This window comes from Pseudorhodoplanes sp., from assembly GCF_046289595.1.
GTDB lineage: Bacteria > Pseudomonadota > Alphaproteobacteria > Rhizobiales > Xanthobacteraceae > Pseudorhodoplanes.
Window position 1 is genome coordinate 1 of record NZ_JBKBVB010000105.1, and the last position, 16,043, is coordinate 16,043.

Here is a 16,043-nt window from a genome sequence, read left to right on the forward strand (position 1 = left end):
GCAGCCCAACCGCCTCACCGCGCCGGACGAACAGGCTGGCGCCGCGGACCACCTTGCGGGCGCCGAAACTCTTTTCCACGCTATGGGCCGCCAGATAGCCGTGCGGCAGCGGCGGCTGCCACCGCTCTGGCGCGTGTGCCGGCTCCCGTCGCGGCCGCGGTGGTACGAAGCGCGGCTCCGGCCGCGGCGGCACGTCGCTCCGGGCTGCGGGCTGCGCCGCTTTCCCGGGTGGCAGCCATCCGACGCGCGGGCCGGGCGCGGGTGGAAACTGGTCAGGAGGATCGAGGGTCTCGGGATGCAGCGGATGCTGCCATTCGCTCGCTCCGCGCGCGGGAGCGGAGGTCAGAAACTCGTCGCGCAGGGGTTCAATCTGCAGGGCCTTGGGAATGGGGGGCTGCAGCACCGGCGGCGGACTGAGCGCATTGCGCTTGGCGGGCGTCTTGCCGACCAGGCCGCCGATTTTCTCAAGCTCGACGCGCCACGCGCCGGAGTTTTTGCGCTTGCGCGCTTTTTTTCCAGGCCGCCGGCGGAATATCGAGAGGAAATCGAACACAAACGCCCCTTCAGGCTGATCCGCCGCGCGCAACCGAAATAATCCGACGGAGTGGCAGTTGCAACGGAACACCACCGGGAGGGGTCAGTTGGTCCCCGCCTGCGACGGCGATGGGAGCGCGGTCGGCTTATTCCGCACGGCGGGCTTTTGTCCCTCGTTGCCAGACCCCGACGCCGCAGGCTTGTCGTCTCTGCCGGTCGAAAACAATCCTTGCACCCGGCCGCCCTCGACCTTGGCAAAATTGGTGGTCAGGTCGACCACCAGGCGGTCACCCTTCAGAACATTGGCGCCTTGGGTAATCACGACGCCACCCATCAGGGTCACGGTATTGGTTTTCATCTCGAAAATGCCGGTCGCCCCGGTCGCGGTCTGATCCTTTGAGGTGACGACCACACCGCCCCGCGCCTCGAGCCGGCGAATCGACTGCCGGCCTCCCGGTCCCGGCTGCGCCGCCTTCATGGTGCCGCCCTTGGACGCGGTGCCGCCCTTCGGCTCATCCTGATCGTAGAAGACGCGCAGCTCCTTGCAGCGCATGACCGTGTCGCCCTGCGTCACCACGACATTGCCGGTAAACACCGCCATCTTCTCCTTGTCGCGCACCTCCAGAGTCGCGGCCTCGATCTGGACCGGCTCGTCCTTGTTGCGCGAAAAGCCCTGCAGCGCGTTGGGTACGCCGGTCTCGCCCTTGGACGCGGGCGCGCCGCCCTTTGCCGGCGCAGTTGCCGGCCCTTGCGCGAGCCCGGGAGCCACAAACCAAATCACCGAAAGCGCGACGATCGGCCATCGCGCGGCAAACCCGCGGCGTGCGCTCATTGCGCACTCGCTTGCGGCTGCGGCGCCGTCTGCTGCACCCCCTGGACGCCGCGATTGACCGCTTCCGGCGTCAGCACCATGACCACGCCGCCCTCGAACCGGATCACCGCTCCGGTCTCCGTCACTTCAAGACGATTGGCGTCGAGCGTGCCCTGCGGCATTTTCATCTGAACCGGCTTTTCCGAAACGATCCGGCCCTTCTTGATCTCAACGTCGGCCTCCGTCAGACGCCCCTGATAGCCCGCGGTCGAGACGATAAGAATCTCCTGGTTAAGCCGCAACAAATCGGCCTTGGTGTCATAGACGCCCTCGACCGCGGTGAGTGTGACCCTGCTTTTGTCCTGCATATCGATGCGGCCGCTAATCTCCTTCATTTCCACGATGGTCGGATTGCGCGTGTCCTGCGACGCGGCCGTCGCCGTGACCTCATATTCCCGCTGATCCCTGGTGAAGCCGGCGAGGCGCGGCGCTTCCATCGTGATCTTCGATCCGGAAATGACGAGCGTGCCGAATTCCGTCGGAATCCTGAGCCAGCGCGCCGGATTGAGATAATTGGCAAGCACCAGCCCCCCAAGCGACAGCACCAGCACCGCAGGAACCGCCTTGCGCAGAAACCGCACACGGCGGCTGTGCCGGCGCGCGCCGGCGATCAGCGCTTTCGGCGGCCCGTCGACTGGCTGGCCGGGCTGGCCGGGCTGGCCCCAACTTTCCGGTCCGGCGAGCATGCGGTTCATCGGAATGCGTTATCCTGCCCGGAATCGAGGGTGAACGGACGGCATATTAACCCCGGAGCGCCCGAAAATCGCGTCCGAATATGGCCCCGGCACGGCGGGACCGTCAGGAATGGGAAAAAATATCCTCCTCCGCCCAGCCCATCAGGTCGAGCCGGGCGCGGTGCGGCAGAAACTGGAAACATGCCTCTGCGATTTCGGTCCGGCTCTCGCGCGCAAGCAGGCTGTCAAGCTTGTCCTTCAGGGCGTGGAGATAGAGGACATCCGAGGCCGCATAGGCAATCTGGGGCTCGGTCAGAACCTCGGCGCCCCAATCGGAGGATTGCTGCTGCTTGGACAGATCGAGGCCGAGAAGCTCGCGCACCAGATCTTTGAGCCCGTGGCGGTCGGTATAGGTTCGCGTCAGGCGAGAGGCGATCTTGGTGCAGTAGAGCGGCAGCGGCCACACCCCGAATGCGTTGGAGAGCACGGCGATATCGAAGCGCGCGTAGTGAAAGATTTTGAGGATAGCCGGATCGGCGAGCAGCCGCTTCAGGTTGGGCGCCTCGCAGCCGCCGGCGGGAATCTGCACCACATCCGCGGAGCCGTCGCCCGGCGACAATTGCACGACGCAGAGCCGGTCGCGATGCGGATTGAGTCCGAGCGTCTCGGTGTCGATCGCCACCGAGTGCGTATAGCGCGACAGATCGGGCAGATCGCCGCGATGCAGGCGGATGGTCATACGGGTCTCGTGGCCATGATCATGGAGCGCATATCAACCGATGCGCCCGCTCAGTCAATCCGCAATCCGGACTTGAAGCAGGACCGCGCGCCGGCCGCCTAGATCAGAACAAAGTGTTGGGCCGTCAAATCCACGTCGGTCGCGAAGCGGGCAATGACGACCGCCGCCTTCTTGCCGGCGCCGTCCGGATCCCACAGCAATTGATCCGTGGTCTGGTTGTAGACGAACTGGCCATGTCCAAGGGCGGTGGCAAGACCGGTGGCGTTGCTGACGAAATACTCGTTTGCAAAATCATGCAGGCCGCCCGCCCCGTGGTCGACGAGCGCGTTGATCTTGAAGCCCTTCCTGACGATTCCGATCAGGTCGTCCGCCGCCGTGAAGTCCGTAATGACGTCGCCGGCTTCCTTGATATTGGCGAACAGGAAGGTATCGCGGCCGCTGCCTCCGGTCAGCTCGTCGATCTTGGCGCCGCCGCTGATAATGTCGTCGCCGGCGCCGCCCATGACGGCCTCTATGCCCTTGCCGCCGGTCAGGATGTCGTCGAACTGCGAGCCGAAAATGCGCTCGATCGAATTGTAGGTGTCGCCGGCCGCCTCGCCGGCATTCAGTTTCGGCTTGGTCAAGTTGACGGTCACCCCGCTCGCGGCGCCAAGATAGCTCGCCGTATCGAAGCCCGCACCGCCGTCGAGGCGGTCCGCGCCAATGCCTCCCTCAAGGATGTTGTCGCCGGCGTCCCCGGTCAACCGGTCGTTCTGCGACGTTCCGATCAGATTCTCGATCGAGAAATAAGTGTCGCCCGCGGCAAAGCCGGTGTTGGACTTCGGCGCCGCAAGATTGACGATCACGCCAGCCGGTCCGGTCTGGCCCGCATAGCTCACGGTGTCGCTGCCGCCGAATCCCATGAAGATTTCCGACATCGCGGTGGCGACAAACGTGTCGTCGCTGTCGTCGCCGTCCACCGTCTCGCTGGTCGCACTGGCGAAGAGCCGGTAGGTTCCGGTACCGGCATCGTCATAAGCCGCCGCGCCGAGATAATAGGTGCCCGACGCGGCTGCGGTGTAAACGATCCGCGAGTCCTGAAGCGATCCGCCGTCGTCGTCGAAAGCGATGAGATTGCCCGCGCTGCTGTAGAGATACAGATACGGGTCCGCGAGCGTTCCGTTGCCGCTGGCGGCGCCTTTGAGCTCGAATGCATAGGTTATTCCGGCCGTCAGCGTGATCCGGAACCAGTCGCGATCGCCGGCCGCTTCGAGATTGCCGGTCGACGAGCCGCCGGCCGCGACCTGGCCAAAGGGCGCCGTCGTGTCATGGCGATGGTCGGCATAATCGTCGCTGGGTGCCGATGCCGGCGCTGCGCCATAGATGGCGCGCGCACCGGCAATATCGTCGGCCTGCGGAGTCTTGATCGAGGCGTTGTAAGTGGGCGCCATGATCGAGTTGTTGACGCTGGAATGGCCGAGCCCAATGGCGTGACCGATTTCATGCGTAGCGACCGCAAGCAGGCTGCTGGCGGTCCAGAAGCTGGTTTCGCCGCTGTCGAAAACCATGTCCCCGGAATGGGCATAGTTCTGCGGATTGCCCGCAGTCGCCGGATAGAAGGCCCGGGCGAGCACACCGTAATTGCCGTCGATGAATCCGGCGCAGATGCGGATATAGGCGCCGCTGCCGACGCCGAAATGTCCGCCGCCATCGGCGACCTGGACGAAATTGATATCGGCCACCGCAGACCAGGCGGCAAAGGCCTGAGTGAACACCGACACATAATCGAAGTTGAAAACGCTCGAGAGCGACACCGTCGAGCCGCTGAAGAAGCCGACTCCGGTCTGGTTGGTCCATCCGGCGCCCGCGATGCTCCAGGTGACGGTGCCGCCAGGTGTGCCCAACGCCCCGGACGATCCCCACTTGGTGCCCGACAGATTATAGTCGCCGGTCTCCTGAAGCGGACCACCGCTATCAAAGGTGAAGGCACAGCACACGCACGGCACTGGCTCCGCGGCCGCATCCGCCGCGACCGCTTCGAAGCCGTTGCGGCTGCCCTCGCCTGCGGCGCAATCGAGCGCGTGGATGCCGGACGCGAAAGGCTCGATCTGCAGCGCAAAGCCGGCGCCATACTGCAGCGGCAGCTCATCGAGCGACTGCGACGGCGCGGTTCCGGCCGACCATCCGGCGAACGAAAACGTCTCGAAAGACTTTGCCTTGCTGGCCTGATCGTCAAGGCGCAGCGCCAGACCGACCGTCGCCGCGCCGAATTCGTCGGTCAGGCCGATCGGACCGGTTTCGCTCTGCGGATGGTTCGCGGCCGCCGTACTGAGATTGTCGGCATCGTATGCGGGTCCGCGCTCTGGCCGCAGCGCTCCGCCCAACGGCCCGGCAAAGACGAACGCGTCGGCGAATTCAGCAAGCGCAAGACCACAATCGAAAACCGATTCGTCCGGCGCAGCAGAGGCGAAAGCCGCATCGTTCCCGGGACGTACGGAGGATTGGTCGTTCAACGCCCATCCGAAGGGCTGGGCCTCCGGCGACGCGTTGGCGCGGGACTGACGCGAGCGGGGCATGGCTCCAACCTGCCGAGGCAAGACCGACCAAACATGCAATCGCAGGGATTAGCCGGAGGCTCGCGCGAGCGACGATGCGACGCGCTTTGCGTTCCGGGTCATGCCCGCAGATTTGCGGCACGAGGCCCGGTCTAGCCTGTGGCTTTTAGGAAACCTTCAAACGGACCGGATACGCTTGAGCGATCCGGGAAATGTCCGCTTAACCCATCCACCTGATTGGGATGGTGCCCAGGAGAGGACTCGAACCTCCACGGCTTGCACCACTGGTACCTGAAACCAGCGCGTCTACCAATTCCGCCACCTGGGCAACGGGCAGAGACATAAGTGGCAGGGTCCGTCATTGTCAACGATGGGACCGCTGTACAGGCCGAAATCCTTGCGGTATCCCGCACCGATCGCGCGTTTGGACGTCCGGCGCGGCTCTCGCGCGGCTTGCCAGGCATCATTCAGGGCGGATTCTATGGCGCTTCAGACCAATTCCGACACGCTGATCACGATTTTCGGCGGCTCCGGATTTCTCGGACGCCATGTTGTGCGGGCGCTGGCCAAGCGCCGCTACCGCATCCGGGTCGCCGTCCGCCGGCCGGAGCTCGCCGGTTTCCTGCAGCCGCTCGGCACCGTAGGCCAGATCCACGCGGTCCAGGCCAACCTGCGATATCCGGCGTCTGTCGAAGCGGCGGTGCGCGACGCGTCGGTCGTAATCAATCTGGTCGGCATCCTGTTCGAGCGCGGACGTCAGCGTTTCGAGACCGTCCAGCATTTCGGCGCCGAGCAGGTGGCGCTGGCGGCGAGCGCATACGGCGCCCGGATGGTTCATGTCTCGGCGATCGGCGCCGAGGAAAACTCGCCATCGCTGTATGCGCAAGCCAAGGCGCGCGGCGAGCGCGCCGTCCGTGCCGCGGTCCCTGGCGCCGTCATCTTGCGGCCGTCGGTCGTGTTCGGTCCCGAGGACGATTTCTTCAACCGGTTCGCATCGCTGGCGCGGTTTCTTCCGGCACTGCCGCTGATCGGCGGCGGCCATACACGTCTGCAGCCGGTTTTTGTCGGCGATGTCGCCGAAGCCATTGCCGGTCTCGTGGAGTCAGGCGCGGGGGGCGGCAAGACCTATGAACTTGGCGGCCCCGAAGTCCGCAGCCTGCGCGAGATCATGGAATATATCCTCGCCGTCACCGAACGCTCGCGGATGCTCCTGCCGCTGCCGTTCGGGCTCGCCAAGATTCAGGCCTGGTTTCTCCAGTTCCTGCCCAAGCCGCCGCTGACACCGGATCAGGTCGAATTGTTGCGCAGCGACAATGTCGTCTCCGAAGCAGCGATCCGCGAGGGCCGCACCCTGCAGGGGCTCGGCATCACGCCGGCCTCCTATGAGGCGATCGTGCCGAGCTATCTGTGGCGCTTCCGCCGCGCCGGTCAGTTCCGCACCGGTCGCTTCGCCTGATCCCCCGGATCTTTCGACCGAACCTTGCATCATCGGCTGCTGGCCTTTCCGGACCCGGCGTCGCATGATCGCGTCCAGAATTCTGCGGAGGTCTTCATGCGATTCGCGAAACACGCCGGACTTGCTGCCGCTGTATTCGGGCTGGCGTCGTTCGGTCCGGTTTCGTCCGGGCTGATGTCGGTGGCAACTGCACAGACCACGGCGACGCAACCGATCCGCGTGGTGGTTGGCGTTCCGGCCGGCGGCGTGCTCGATCCGTATGCCCGCATCGCTTCCGAGCACATGGAAAAGACGCTTGGCCGGCCGATGATCATCGAGAACAAGCCCGGCGCGAATGGCAATCTTTCGGCGCTGACCGTGGTGGATGCACCGGCCGACGGCCAGCTGATCTGGATCGGCACTCAGTCGATGACCGAGATCAACCCGAGCGCCTATTCCAAGCTGCGCTGGTCGATGAAGGATTTCGTCCCGATCATTCGCGGCGTATCAGCACCGCTGGTGCTGGTGACGCATCCGAGCGTGCCGGCGAAGACGCTGCCGGAGCTGATCGACTATCTGAAAAAGAATCCGGGCAAGCTCGGCTATGCATCCTTTAGTCCGGGGACGCCGTCGCATTTCCTCGGCTTCCAGATGAACGAGAAATTCGGTCTTGACCTCGCGCATATTCCCTACAAGGGGTCCGGGCAGCAGACCACTGATCTCGTGGCCGGACACGCGCTGATGGGCTTCAGCCAGCTTGGCAGCACGATTCCGCACATCGCTTCGGGCCAGCTGAACGCAATCGCGGTCACCGGCCCGGAGCGGTCGCGGTTTCTGCCTAACGTGCCGACCATGGCCGAGCTCGGCCATCCGGATTTCACCACCATGATCTGGTTCGGCATGTTCCTGAAGGCCGGCACGCCGCAGGCGATCGTGGACACCTATGTGAAAGCGGCGAAGGCCGCCCATACCGATCCCGACGTGAAGACGAAGCTCGAGGCGCTCGGCTTCGACGTGCCCGCCCAAACCGGCCCTGCGGTCGCGGCCGAGATCGCGGCCCAGACCGAGCGCTGGGCGAAGCTGATCAGGTCTTCCGGCTTCAAAGCCGATTGAACGCGCCGTTCGCTTGCAGCACGCGGTGGCCCCGCGCGCTGCAGACGCCGTCAGAAACCGATCGCGAGGAACACAAGGCCGATCGAGCCGACGATCACGCGCCACCATGCGAACAGCGCAAAGCCGTGCCGCGACACATAGTCGAGGAAGGTCTTGACCACGATAAAGCCGGCAACGAACGAGCAGGCGAAGCCGATCGTGACCAGCGCGACATTGTTGGCGGTCATCTGATCGTGATTCTTGATCAGATCGAGCGTGAAGGCGCCCGCCATGGTGGGCATCGCAAGAAAAAACGAGAACTCGGCGGCGGAGCGCTTGTCGGCGCCGAGCAGCATCGCCGAAACGATCGTTGCGCCCGACCGCGAGACGCCGGGGATCATCGCGAAGCATTGGCAGATGCCGATGATAAGGTAGGTCCGAAGCGAGAACTGCGTCGCATCGTTGTATTTCGGCCGCAGATCGAGCTGATCGATCCACAAAAGGACCGCACCGCCCGCGATCAGCGTGAAGCAGACCACCCAGGCGTTGAACAGATAATCCTTGATGACCGAATGCAATGCCGCCCCGACCAGCGCCGCCGGCAGGAAGGCGACCAGCACGCCGATCACAAACCGGCGCGCGCCGGGATCGTGAAACATCCCCATGAAGATGGTCCACAGCTTGGCGAAATAGATGGACAGGATCGCCAGGATCGCACCGAGCTGGATCAGCACCACGAAGGTCTTGCCGAATTCATCGTCGGAAAAGCCGAAGAACCGCTGCAGCAGCAGAAGATGGCCGGTCGACGATACCGGAAGGAATTCGGTCAGGCCCTCGACGATGCCGAGGAGCGCCGCCTTGACGAGATCGCTCATGCGGAAAAGCCCCAACCCCAGTTCAGTTCGTGTTCCGGGTCGCGGCTGTTGTGGCCCGATCCTGCGCCTGCGGCAACGGAATTTGCGATAACACAATACTTTGCCGTTTTTTACCGCAATATCCGCGACGGCAACGTCATGATTCGCAGGGCCGGATGCTGACTCTCTTCCACCACCCGTTCTGTCCCCATTCCCGATTCGTCCGGCTGGCGCTTGCCGAATTCGACCTCGACGCCGACCTCGCCGAAGAGCGGGTCTGGGAGCGGCGCGAGGATTTCCTGATCCTCAACCCAGCCGGTCAGACCCCCGTGCTGATCGCCGAGGGCTTCCCGCCGGTTCCGGGTCCGAATGTCATTGCCGAGTTTCTTTCGGAAATGCATGCCTCGCTCGGCGACGGCATTTCCGACCGCAACCTGATGGGCGCCACCCCGCAACAGCGGGTCGAGACCCGGCGGCTGCTCGCCTGGTTCGCCGAGAAGTTCGCCGCGGAAGTGTCGCTGCCCCTGGTCACCGAGCGGCTGCACAAGCGCTTCATGACGCCCGACCAGGGCGGCGGTCCGCCCGACACCGATGTGATGCGGGCGGCGCGCAAGAATATCCGTTACCATCTGGCCTATCTGCATTGGCTGACCGGCCAGCGTGACTGGCTGGCGGGCGACCGTCTCACGTTCGCCGATCTGGCCGCCGCGGCTCACCTCTCGGTCGTGGATTATCTCGGCGACGTGCCGTGGAGCGAAAGCGAACACACGCGGCACTGGTACGCGCGGATGAAATCGCGGCCGTCATTCAGGCCGATCCTTGCCGAGGTCTCCGGCGCATTGCCGCCGGCGCCGCATTACGCGGACCTGGATTTCTGACCATCGCGGCAAAGGCCGCGCGTGCCCGGGCGCTTCGTCAGCCGCGTTGCTGCGCTGCAGCCCGCGCCTTGGGACCGGGGCCGCGCATGTAATGGCGTTCGGGGCGATAGCTTTCGTGGGCGGTCAGGCGCTTGAGCAGCGACTGCAGGGCGGCGGCGAGCTTGTAGATCATCGTTTTCGTTCGTGTCTTGGCGTGGCCGGCCCCCGCGAAACTTGGCCGACTCACGCGGCTTCGTGCATGCGACAACGTTAGCCTGCAAATGCCAACGTTTCGTTAAACACTTTCCGAATGGCCTCATGAAGGCGCGATTCGGTTTGGGTGGCGCGCGAATGCCACTTTTCGTTCCCGCTATCGCCGTCTAGGTTGCGGGGGCATGACGAAGATTGCGCCCAATTTCATTCTCTTCATCACCGACCAGCATCGCGCCGATTATCTCGGCTGCTACGGGCATCCGATCCTGCGCACGCCGCATATCGATTCCATTGCGGCGCGCGGGACAATGTTCCGGAAATTCTACGTGGCGAGCCCGGTCTGCATGCCGAACCGCGCCTCGCTGATGACCGGGCGGATGCCGGCGGTGCACGGCGTCCGCACCAACGGCATCCCGCTGCCGCAGGATGCCGTGACCTTCGTCGACCTGCTGCGCGATGCCGGCTACGACACCGCGCTGATCGGCAAGAGCCATCTGCAGAACTTCACCAGCACGCCCGCGATGTCCTATCCCGCGCCGCCGCGCGAGGGCTATCGCCAGCCCTCTCCCGGCTTGCGGCAGGCTTTGCGCATCGATCTGACCGGCCAGCGCTATCGGCAGGAAGCCCCGGCCTATTGGCAGGAGCCGGGTGCGCATATCGCAACGCCGTTCTACGGTTACGGCCATGTCGAGGTCGTCACCGGCCATGGCGACGCGGTCGGCGGCGATTACCGGGCGTGGCTGCGCGCCAAGGATCCGGCCGCCCTCTCCTTGCTCGGGCCGGAAAACAGCGCGCCGCACGATTACGTCGTGCCGCAGGCCTATCGCACCCGCATCCCCGAGGAACTCTATTCGACCAATTATCTCGCCGAGCGCGCGCAGGCCTGGCTTGCGGCACGCAAAAAGAACGACGCCCCGTTCTTCCTGACGGTCTCGTTCCCGGACCCGCATCATCCCTTCAATCCGCCCGGCAAATACTGGGACATGTACAAACCGGAGCAATTCCCGGTGCCGGAAGCGTTCCGCAGGAACGACTGGACGCCGCCGCCGCTCGTCCAGCAGGCGCTCGACGAGCGCGAAAGCGGCAAGGCCAATCTGCACGGCATGCGTTCGATCGGTACCAGCGCCCGCGAGGCGCAGGAAGCGCAGGCGCTGACCTGCGGGATGATCGCCTGCATCGACGACGCGATCGGCCGCGTCTTGCAGGCGCTGGAGGCATCCGGCGCGTCAGAGGACACGGTGGTGATCTTCACCACGGATCACGGCGATCATCTCGGCGATCACCGGCTGCTGCTGAAAGGCTGCGAGCAGTATCAGAGCATCCTGCACGTACCGTTCATCTGGTCCGACCCGCAGGCGCCCGCCTCCGCGGCGACCGATGCCATCGGATCGACCATCGACATCCCCGCGACCATTCTCGATCGCGCCGTGATTGCGCCTTATGTGGGAATGCAGGGCAAGAGCCTGTTGCCGTGCATGGGAACGGGGGGGAAACCGGTGCGCGATTGTGCCTTCGTGCAATACGAACACCAGATGGACGACAAGGACGTCGATCACATGCCGCGCTGGCACACGATCGTGGATCAGCGTTACCGCATGACGGTGATGTCGGATTCAGGTTTGGGCGAGCTTTATGACCTTGCGGCCGATCCCGGCGAGTTCGACAATCTCTGGGACAAGCCGGAGCATGCCACTCTCAAGGCGCGGCTGATGGAGCGGCTGGTGCAGCTCGAAATCGAGCATACCGACACGGTGCCCTATCCCACCGGGCGGGCCTGACTCCCGGCTTGGATGACGTGCGCGGGCGGGAGCAAAGGGCCCGGGATCAGGCCCGGGCGATTTCGCCGTCGATGGTCTTGTGCTCGGGGCAGGCCGCGGTCTCCCAGACCGGGCCAAGATCCACGACCTCGGCTTCCAGGCACTCGACCTCAAGCCGCAAGGCGCCGCCGCCGGAAAATGCCAGCGTGACGACCCCACCGGGCGCATCGGTCTCGGCGAATTCCACCGCGAGCAGATTCAGAACCTGGTCTTTGGCGGAGCAGTCCAGGCTCCTGCATTTGCAGGACAGCACGCGGTCGAAGCGCAAGGCCGCACGCCGGCGGCGCCAGGCCGGGATTTCACCGACCGCCGCCTCCCAGTCGAAGCGGTTAAGCGCGATCACGACCCTGTTCTCGTTGGGGCGCCAGAGCACTTCCCCGACCTTGACGATGGCATCCTGCAGATGCGCAGAAACGATTTCGAGATCCTCGCGGTCGAGCGCGATGAGCTTCAACAGATCCATGACACGGCCTTTTGGGTCGGTCTTAAATTTCGCAATTCGCCCTGACCGCTAGTTAGGCAAAGCGCCATAATGCCGCAAGGGGGCCGTGCCCGGTTTATGGTCCCGGGCGGCCAGTCACCCAGTTTGGCTCAGCCGCTGATCCGCTCGACCAGCGCACCGCAGGCCGAAAGTTTTTCTTCCAGCCGCTCAAAACCCCGGTCGAGGTGATAGACCCGGTTCACAATGGTTTCGCCTTCCGCCGCGAGCGCCGCGATGACGAGCGACACCGAGGCGCGCAGATCGGTCGCCATGACCGGCGCGCCGCGCAGGCGGTCGACGCCTTCGATCGTCGCCTCCTGGCCGTCGAGCGAAATCCGCGCACCGAGCCGCGCCAGCTCCTGCACATGCATGAAGCGGTTTTCGAAGATCGTCTCGGTGATCCGCGACGTTCCCTTCGCTTTCGTCATCAGCGCCATCAATTGCGCCTGCATATCGGTGGGAAAGCCCGGGAAAGGCTCGGTGGTCACCTCCACCGGCTGCAGGCCCGCGCCGTTCCGGGCGACGCGGATGCCCTCGTTGGTCGCCGTAACATTCGCGCCGATCTGCTCAAGCACGTTCAGCGCCGATTGCAGCAATTCCGGCCGCGCGCCCTGCAGCATCACATCGCCGCCGGTCATCGCCACCGCCATGGCATAGGTTCCGGTCTCGATCCGGTCCGGGACGACAGTATGACGGGCCGGGCCAAGGCGCGAGACACCCTCGATCTCGATGCGCGGAGTGCCGGCGCCGGTGATCTTCGCACCCATCTTGACGAGGCAATCCGCAACGTCCTTGACCTCGGGCTCCTGCGCCGCGTTCTCGATCACGGTCGAGCCCTGCGCGAGCGATGCCGCCATGACGGCAACATGGGTGCCGCCGACGGTGACTTTCGGAAAGACGATGTCGCCGCCACGCAATCCACCCGACGGCGCGCGCGCCACCGCATAACCGGCCTCGATCTCGACCGAAGCGCCGAGGCGTTCCAGCGCCATCAGCAACAGATCGACCGGCCGCGTGCCGATCGCGCATCCGCCCGGCAGCGACACCTTGGCCTCGCCCATGCGCGCCAGCAGCGGGGCGATGACCCAGAAACTCGCCCGCATCTTGGAGACGAGTTCATAGGGTGCGGTGGTGTCGACGATATTGGCGGCGGAAATCTTCACGGTCTGGCCGGCGTGATCGCTGTCGCCGGCGCGCTTGCCGGACAGCATCACGTCGACGCCGTGATTGTTGAGGATGCGCTGCAGCTGCACCACGTCGGCCAGATGCGGCACGTTTTCGAGGATCAGCATGTCCTCGGTCAGAAGGCTGGCGATCATCAGCGGCAGGGCCGCGTTCTTGGCGCCGGAAATCGGGATGACGCCTTCCAGCGGCCGTCCGCCGGTGATGCGAATGCGATCCATCAAGCCCCCAAACAAACAGAACGCGGAATTCTAAGTCTAACGCAATTGCGGCCCCGGTGGGGGCGGATTAAGGCGAAAACTCAGCCTTGACGGCGAGATCCCCCGTCGGCCCCGCCCTCCGCCGCAGGCTTGGCAGCACGGTCGCGCGCCTGCGCCTTGCGGCGCTTCAGGTTATCCCGCAACGCCCTGGCAAGACGCTCCTCACGCGGGCTTTTTCGGGCCGTCCCGGTGTTCTTGTCCATGGGTCTGAGAAAAACGAAAACCGGTCCGGACGCAAGGCCCGCGATCATGTCTGCACCCTGTTCATACACGGCCGCACGTTTCGCCGGACCTCACAACATTGCGAAAGCACGGGGTGCTGCGGGCACTTATCTGGTCGCTACCCTCTTCCTCTGGAGACCACGATGCGGAAAGTTGTGACACTTTCGGTCGCCGGGCTGGTGCTTGCACTCGCCGTCGCCGATGCGATGGCGCAGCAGCGCCGCACCCAGCCCCGTCCCCCGGCGCCGCCGGCCTCGACCCTGACCAATCCCTATGGGCTCCCCGATTGCAGCCAGCGGCCTTTCGCCCGCGATTGCGACCGGCGGGGCACCTGGTGAGGAAGGCTCCGCCCGTCACGGCCGTCACCGGGCGGAAAAAGCTGCGCACGATGCTTGCCGCATACCCTTGCGGCGGCTATTAACGCCGCCGGAGCCGGCCGGGCGGACCTTACCCGCGCGCTGGGCGCCAGACGCCTCCCGGGCTGCCGGAGGCCGCATCGCTGCCGTAGCTCAGTGGTAGAGCACTCCCTTGGTAAGGGAGAGGTCGACAGTTCAATCCTGTCCGGCAGCACCAGCACACCCGCATTTGCTTGCCGTTCCCGAGACGCTTGCGCGAAACATTCGCCCAAAGTCTAGGCAATCGACTGACCCGCATCGCGGGCCGGTTTACCTCCGGTTAACCATGTTGGCGCAACCTGCGGTTATCCCGTACGGCAGGAGCCAGCAGCAATGAGCAGCGCCGTTCTGCGTCGCATCGAGCCGGCAGACGAGCGTCCGCGGCAATCCCTGTCGGATATCGGCGATCGCAGCGGACATCTCGGCGTCGAAATCGCCGATATGGCCGGGCTGATTGGCGATCTCGCCGCCCTCGGCCACCAGCAGACGGCGCAGGCGCGTGCGGCGGTGGCGGCGGCACGGGATATGAACACGACCCATGCCGAGCTGGCTGCAGCCATGGACAGCGCCCGCCACTCGGCAAACCTGACCCGCACCACGCTCAGTGAGAGCGCCGGCACGGTGTCGTCCACCATCGCCACCACCATCGAAAAAATAGAAAGGCTTGGCTCCGGCGCGATTGCGCTGAAGGACTCGATCCAGTCGGTGGCCACCACCATCGATCGCGTGGAGAAGGCGAGCGCGGCAATTCAGGATATTGCGCAGGAAACCCAGCTGCTTGCCCTCAATGCGAGCGTGGAGGCGGCCCGCGCGGGCGACGCCGGACGCGGCTTTGCAATTATCGCCGCCACCGTGAAACGGCTCGCCGACCAGATCCGGCCGCTTTCGATCGACAATCAGCGCAATCTCAACGAGCTGATGCGCACCCTCGATAGCGTGCTCGGCGAAGCCGGCCAGAACGCCGAGACCGCGCAGGCGGCCATTGCCGAATCGAACAAGGCACGGCAGACCGGCACGGCGCTTGAGACACTGATCGGGACCGCAGAACGCCTGACCGCCGACATCGATGCGATGGCACGCTCGGTGGACAAAAGCGCGCAATGCTATGAATCGCTGCGCAACGGGCTGAAGCACCTGGTGGCCTCGGTGAAGCTCGGCGACGCCAAGCTGACGGAAGCCGAGGCCCGGGTGGAATCGATCCTCGGGATCAGCGAGGACTTCATCCTGTTCATCGCCGAGAGCGGCATCGAAACGCCCGATACGCCGATCATCGCCCTGTGCCAGGAAACCGCCCAGCGGATCGGCGCGATGTTCGAACAGGCCGTGGCGCGCGGCGATATCACGATGGCCGACCTGTTCGACGAGAATTACCGGGCCGTCGAAGGGTCCGATCCGCTGCAGCACATGACGCGATTCGTGGCGCTGACCGACCGGATCTTGCCGGAGATACAGGAGCCGATTCTCGGCGCCGACCCGCGCATCGCGTTTTGCGCCGCGGTGGACCGCAACGGCTATCTGCCGACGCACAATCTCGTCTATTCCCAGCCGCAGGGCAGCGATCCGGTATGGAACTCCGCCAATTGCCGCAATCGCCGCATCTTCAACGACCGCACCGGCCTTTCGGCGGGCCGCAGCACCAAGCCGTTCCTGCTGCAGACCTACCGGCGCGACATGGGCGGCGGCAATTTCGTGCTGATGAAAGACGCCTCGGCCCCGATCACCGTCAGAGGCCGGCACTGGGGCGGTTTTCGCATCGGATTTAAGGTCTAGGTAGTGGACTCATAATGCCTGAGCCAGAGGCGTGACGCCGCCAGTGCGATGGCAGCAAGAAAGTTCCTGGCAAGCTTGTCGTATCGGGTGGCGATGCGCCGGAAGTGCTTCAG

Annotated in this window: 14 protein-coding genes, 2 tRNA genes and 2 pseudogenes; 7 read left to right on the forward strand and 11 right to left on the reverse strand. The window is 64.7% G+C overall.

Annotation, left to right across the window (positions count from 1 at the left end; translation table 11 throughout):
- The 6 genes and pseudogenes from ACK41X_RS18205 to ACK41X_RS18230 all read right to left on the reverse strand — a co-directional run.
- Positions 1–586 (reverse strand): annotated as a pseudogene (locus ACK41X_RS18205) (hypothetical protein); the annotation flags it as partial.
- 51 nt (positions 587–637) lie between these two features.
- Positions 638–1,366, reverse strand: a complete 729-nt coding sequence (locus ACK41X_RS18210) for an LptA/OstA family protein (RefSeq protein WP_409726231.1) — start codon at positions 1,364–1,366, stop codon at positions 638–640.
- Positions 1,363–2,100, reverse strand: coding sequence for an LPS export ABC transporter periplasmic protein LptC (gene lptC, locus ACK41X_RS18215; RefSeq protein ID WP_409726233.1), 738 nt, complete (start codon positions 2,098–2,100; stop codon positions 1,363–1,365). The genes ACK41X_RS18210 and lptC overlap by 4 nt, the downstream gene beginning before the upstream one ends.
- A gap of 103 nt (positions 2,101–2,203) precedes the next feature.
- The gene (locus tag ACK41X_RS18220) at positions 2,204–2,818 is read right to left on the reverse strand and encodes a ribonuclease D (RefSeq protein WP_409726235.1); all 615 of its coding nucleotides are present in this window, start codon (positions 2,816–2,818) and stop codon (positions 2,204–2,206) included.
- A 98-nt stretch (positions 2,819–2,916) separates the two neighbouring features.
- Positions 2,917–5,373 (reverse strand): matrixin family metalloprotease, encoded by a 2,457-nt coding sequence (locus ACK41X_RS18225; protein WP_409726237.1) that lies wholly within the window; start codon positions 5,371–5,373, stop codon positions 2,917–2,919.
- 222 nt (positions 5,374–5,595) lie between these two features.
- Positions 5,596–5,680: transfer RNA gene (locus tag ACK41X_RS18230), tRNA-Leu, on the reverse strand.
- A 153-nt stretch (positions 5,681–5,833) separates the two neighbouring features.
- On the opposite strand from ACK41X_RS18230, the gene ACK41X_RS18235 reads away from it, so the two are divergent.
- Together ACK41X_RS18235 and ACK41X_RS18240 are read left to right on the forward strand one after the other, a co-directional pair.
- The gene (locus ACK41X_RS18235) at positions 5,834–6,808 is read left to right on the forward strand and encodes a complex I NDUFA9 subunit family protein (RefSeq protein ID WP_409726239.1); all 975 of its coding nucleotides are present in this window, start codon (positions 5,834–5,836) and stop codon (positions 6,806–6,808) included.
- A 96-nt stretch (positions 6,809–6,904) separates the two neighbouring features.
- Positions 6,905–7,900, forward strand: coding sequence for a Bug family tripartite tricarboxylate transporter substrate binding protein (locus ACK41X_RS18240; RefSeq protein ID WP_409726241.1), 996 nt, complete (start codon positions 6,905–6,907; stop codon positions 7,898–7,900).
- A 50-nt stretch (positions 7,901–7,950) separates the two neighbouring features.
- On the opposite strand, the gene ACK41X_RS18245 is transcribed toward ACK41X_RS18240, so the two are convergent.
- Positions 7,951–8,754, reverse strand: coding sequence for an undecaprenyl-diphosphate phosphatase (locus ACK41X_RS18245; RefSeq protein WP_409726243.1), 804 nt, complete (start codon positions 8,752–8,754; stop codon positions 7,951–7,953).
- A gap of 155 nt (positions 8,755–8,909) precedes the next feature.
- Here ACK41X_RS18245 and ACK41X_RS18250 point away from each other — a divergent pair, with 155 nt between their 5' ends.
- Positions 8,910–9,611, forward strand: coding sequence for a glutathione S-transferase family protein (locus ACK41X_RS18250; RefSeq protein ID WP_409726245.1), 702 nt, complete (start codon positions 8,910–8,912; stop codon positions 9,609–9,611).
- 37 nt (positions 9,612–9,648) lie between these two features.
- Here ACK41X_RS18250 and ACK41X_RS18255 read toward each other — a convergent pair whose 3' ends face one another.
- Positions 9,649–9,783: a hypothetical protein gene (locus tag ACK41X_RS18255; protein ID WP_409726247.1), complete on the reverse strand. Its 135-nt coding sequence runs from the start codon at positions 9,781–9,783 to the stop codon at positions 9,649–9,651.
- A gap of 202 nt (positions 9,784–9,985) precedes the next feature.
- On the opposite strand from ACK41X_RS18255, the gene ACK41X_RS18260 reads away from it, so the two are divergent.
- The gene (locus ACK41X_RS18260; protein ID WP_409726249.1) at positions 9,986–11,581 is read left to right on the forward strand and encodes a sulfatase; all 1,596 of its coding nucleotides are present in this window, start codon (positions 9,986–9,988) and stop codon (positions 11,579–11,581) included.
- Between the two features lie 46 nt (positions 11,582–11,627).
- Here ACK41X_RS18260 and ACK41X_RS18265 read toward each other — a convergent pair whose 3' ends face one another.
- Positions 11,628–12,083: a DUF2948 family protein gene (locus ACK41X_RS18265; protein WP_409726251.1), complete on the reverse strand. Its 456-nt coding sequence runs from the start codon at positions 12,081–12,083 to the stop codon at positions 11,628–11,630.
- A gap of 128 nt (positions 12,084–12,211) precedes the next feature.
- Complete coding sequence (gene murA, locus ACK41X_RS18270; RefSeq protein ID WP_409726253.1) at positions 12,212–13,504, reverse strand: UDP-N-acetylglucosamine 1-carboxyvinyltransferase; 1,293 nt, start codon at positions 13,502–13,504, stop codon at positions 12,212–12,214.
- Between the two features lie 404 nt (positions 13,505–13,908).
- Between murA and ACK41X_RS18275 the strand changes: the two genes are divergently transcribed.
- The 3 genes from ACK41X_RS18275 (at position 13,909) to ACK41X_RS18285 (ending at position 15,930) form a co-directional block, all read left to right on the forward strand.
- On the forward strand, positions 13,909–14,103 hold the full coding sequence (locus tag ACK41X_RS18275; RefSeq protein ID WP_409726255.1) for a hypothetical protein: 195 nt from the start codon (positions 13,909–13,911) through the stop codon (positions 14,101–14,103).
- Between the two features lie 160 nt (positions 14,104–14,263).
- Positions 14,264–14,338: transfer RNA gene (locus ACK41X_RS18280), tRNA-Thr, on the forward strand.
- A 155-nt stretch (positions 14,339–14,493) separates the two neighbouring features.
- On the forward strand, positions 14,494–15,930 hold the full coding sequence (locus ACK41X_RS18285) for a methyl-accepting chemotaxis protein (protein WP_409726257.1): 1,437 nt from the start codon (positions 14,494–14,496) through the stop codon (positions 15,928–15,930).
- Here the strand turns inward: ACK41X_RS18285 and ACK41X_RS18290 are convergent.
- Positions 15,927–16,043 (reverse strand): annotated as a pseudogene (locus ACK41X_RS18290) (IS5/IS1182 family transposase); the annotation flags it as partial. The gene ACK41X_RS18285 and the pseudogene ACK41X_RS18290 sit on opposite strands and share 4 nt — an antisense overlap.

What these genes read in the sequence shown, in the direction of transcription:
- ACK41X_RS18285 (WP_409726257.1), top strand. Translation starts at nt 14,494, where the DNA reads ATGAGCAGCGCCGTTCTGCGTCGCATCGAGCCGGCAGACGAGCGTCCG.
- ACK41X_RS18275 (WP_409726255.1), top strand. Translation starts at nt 13,909, where the DNA reads ATGCGGAAAGTTGTGACACTTTCGGTCGCCGGGCTGGTGCTTGCACTC.
- ACK41X_RS18250 (WP_409726245.1), top strand. Translation starts at nt 8,910, where the DNA reads ATGCTGACTCTCTTCCACCACCCGTTCTGTCCCCATTCCCGATTCGTC.
- ACK41X_RS18255 (WP_409726247.1), bottom strand. Translation starts at nt 9,783, where the DNA reads ATGATCTACAAGCTCGCCGCCGCCCTGCAGTCGCTGCTCAAGCGCCTG.
- ACK41X_RS18225 (WP_409726237.1), bottom strand. Translation starts at nt 5,373, where the DNA reads ATGCCCCGCTCGCGTCAGTCCCGCGCCAACGCGTCGCCGGAGGCCCAG.
- ACK41X_RS18265 (WP_409726251.1), bottom strand. Translation starts at nt 12,083, where the DNA reads ATGGATCTGTTGAAGCTCATCGCGCTCGACCGCGAGGATCTCGAAATC.
- ACK41X_RS18210 (WP_409726231.1), bottom strand. Translation starts at nt 1,366, where the DNA reads ATGAGCGCACGCCGCGGGTTTGCCGCGCGATGGCCGATCGTCGCGCTT.
- ACK41X_RS18235 (WP_409726239.1), top strand. Translation starts at nt 5,834, where the DNA reads ATGGCGCTTCAGACCAATTCCGACACGCTGATCACGATTTTCGGCGGC.
- murA (WP_409726253.1), bottom strand. Translation starts at nt 13,504, where the DNA reads ATGGATCGCATTCGCATCACCGGCGGACGGCCGCTGGAAGGCGTCATC.
- ACK41X_RS18245 (WP_409726243.1), bottom strand. Translation starts at nt 8,754, where the DNA reads ATGAGCGATCTCGTCAAGGCGGCGCTCCTCGGCATCGTCGAGGGCCTG.
- ACK41X_RS18220 (WP_409726235.1), bottom strand. Translation starts at nt 2,818, where the DNA reads ATGACCATCCGCCTGCATCGCGGCGATCTGCCCGATCTGTCGCGCTAT.
- lptC (WP_409726233.1), bottom strand. Translation starts at nt 2,100, where the DNA reads ATGAACCGCATGCTCGCCGGACCGGAAAGTTGGGGCCAGCCCGGCCAG.
- ACK41X_RS18240 (WP_409726241.1), top strand. Translation starts at nt 6,905, where the DNA reads ATGCGATTCGCGAAACACGCCGGACTTGCTGCCGCTGTATTCGGGCTG.
- ACK41X_RS18260 (WP_409726249.1), top strand. Translation starts at nt 9,986, where the DNA reads ATGACGAAGATTGCGCCCAATTTCATTCTCTTCATCACCGACCAGCAT.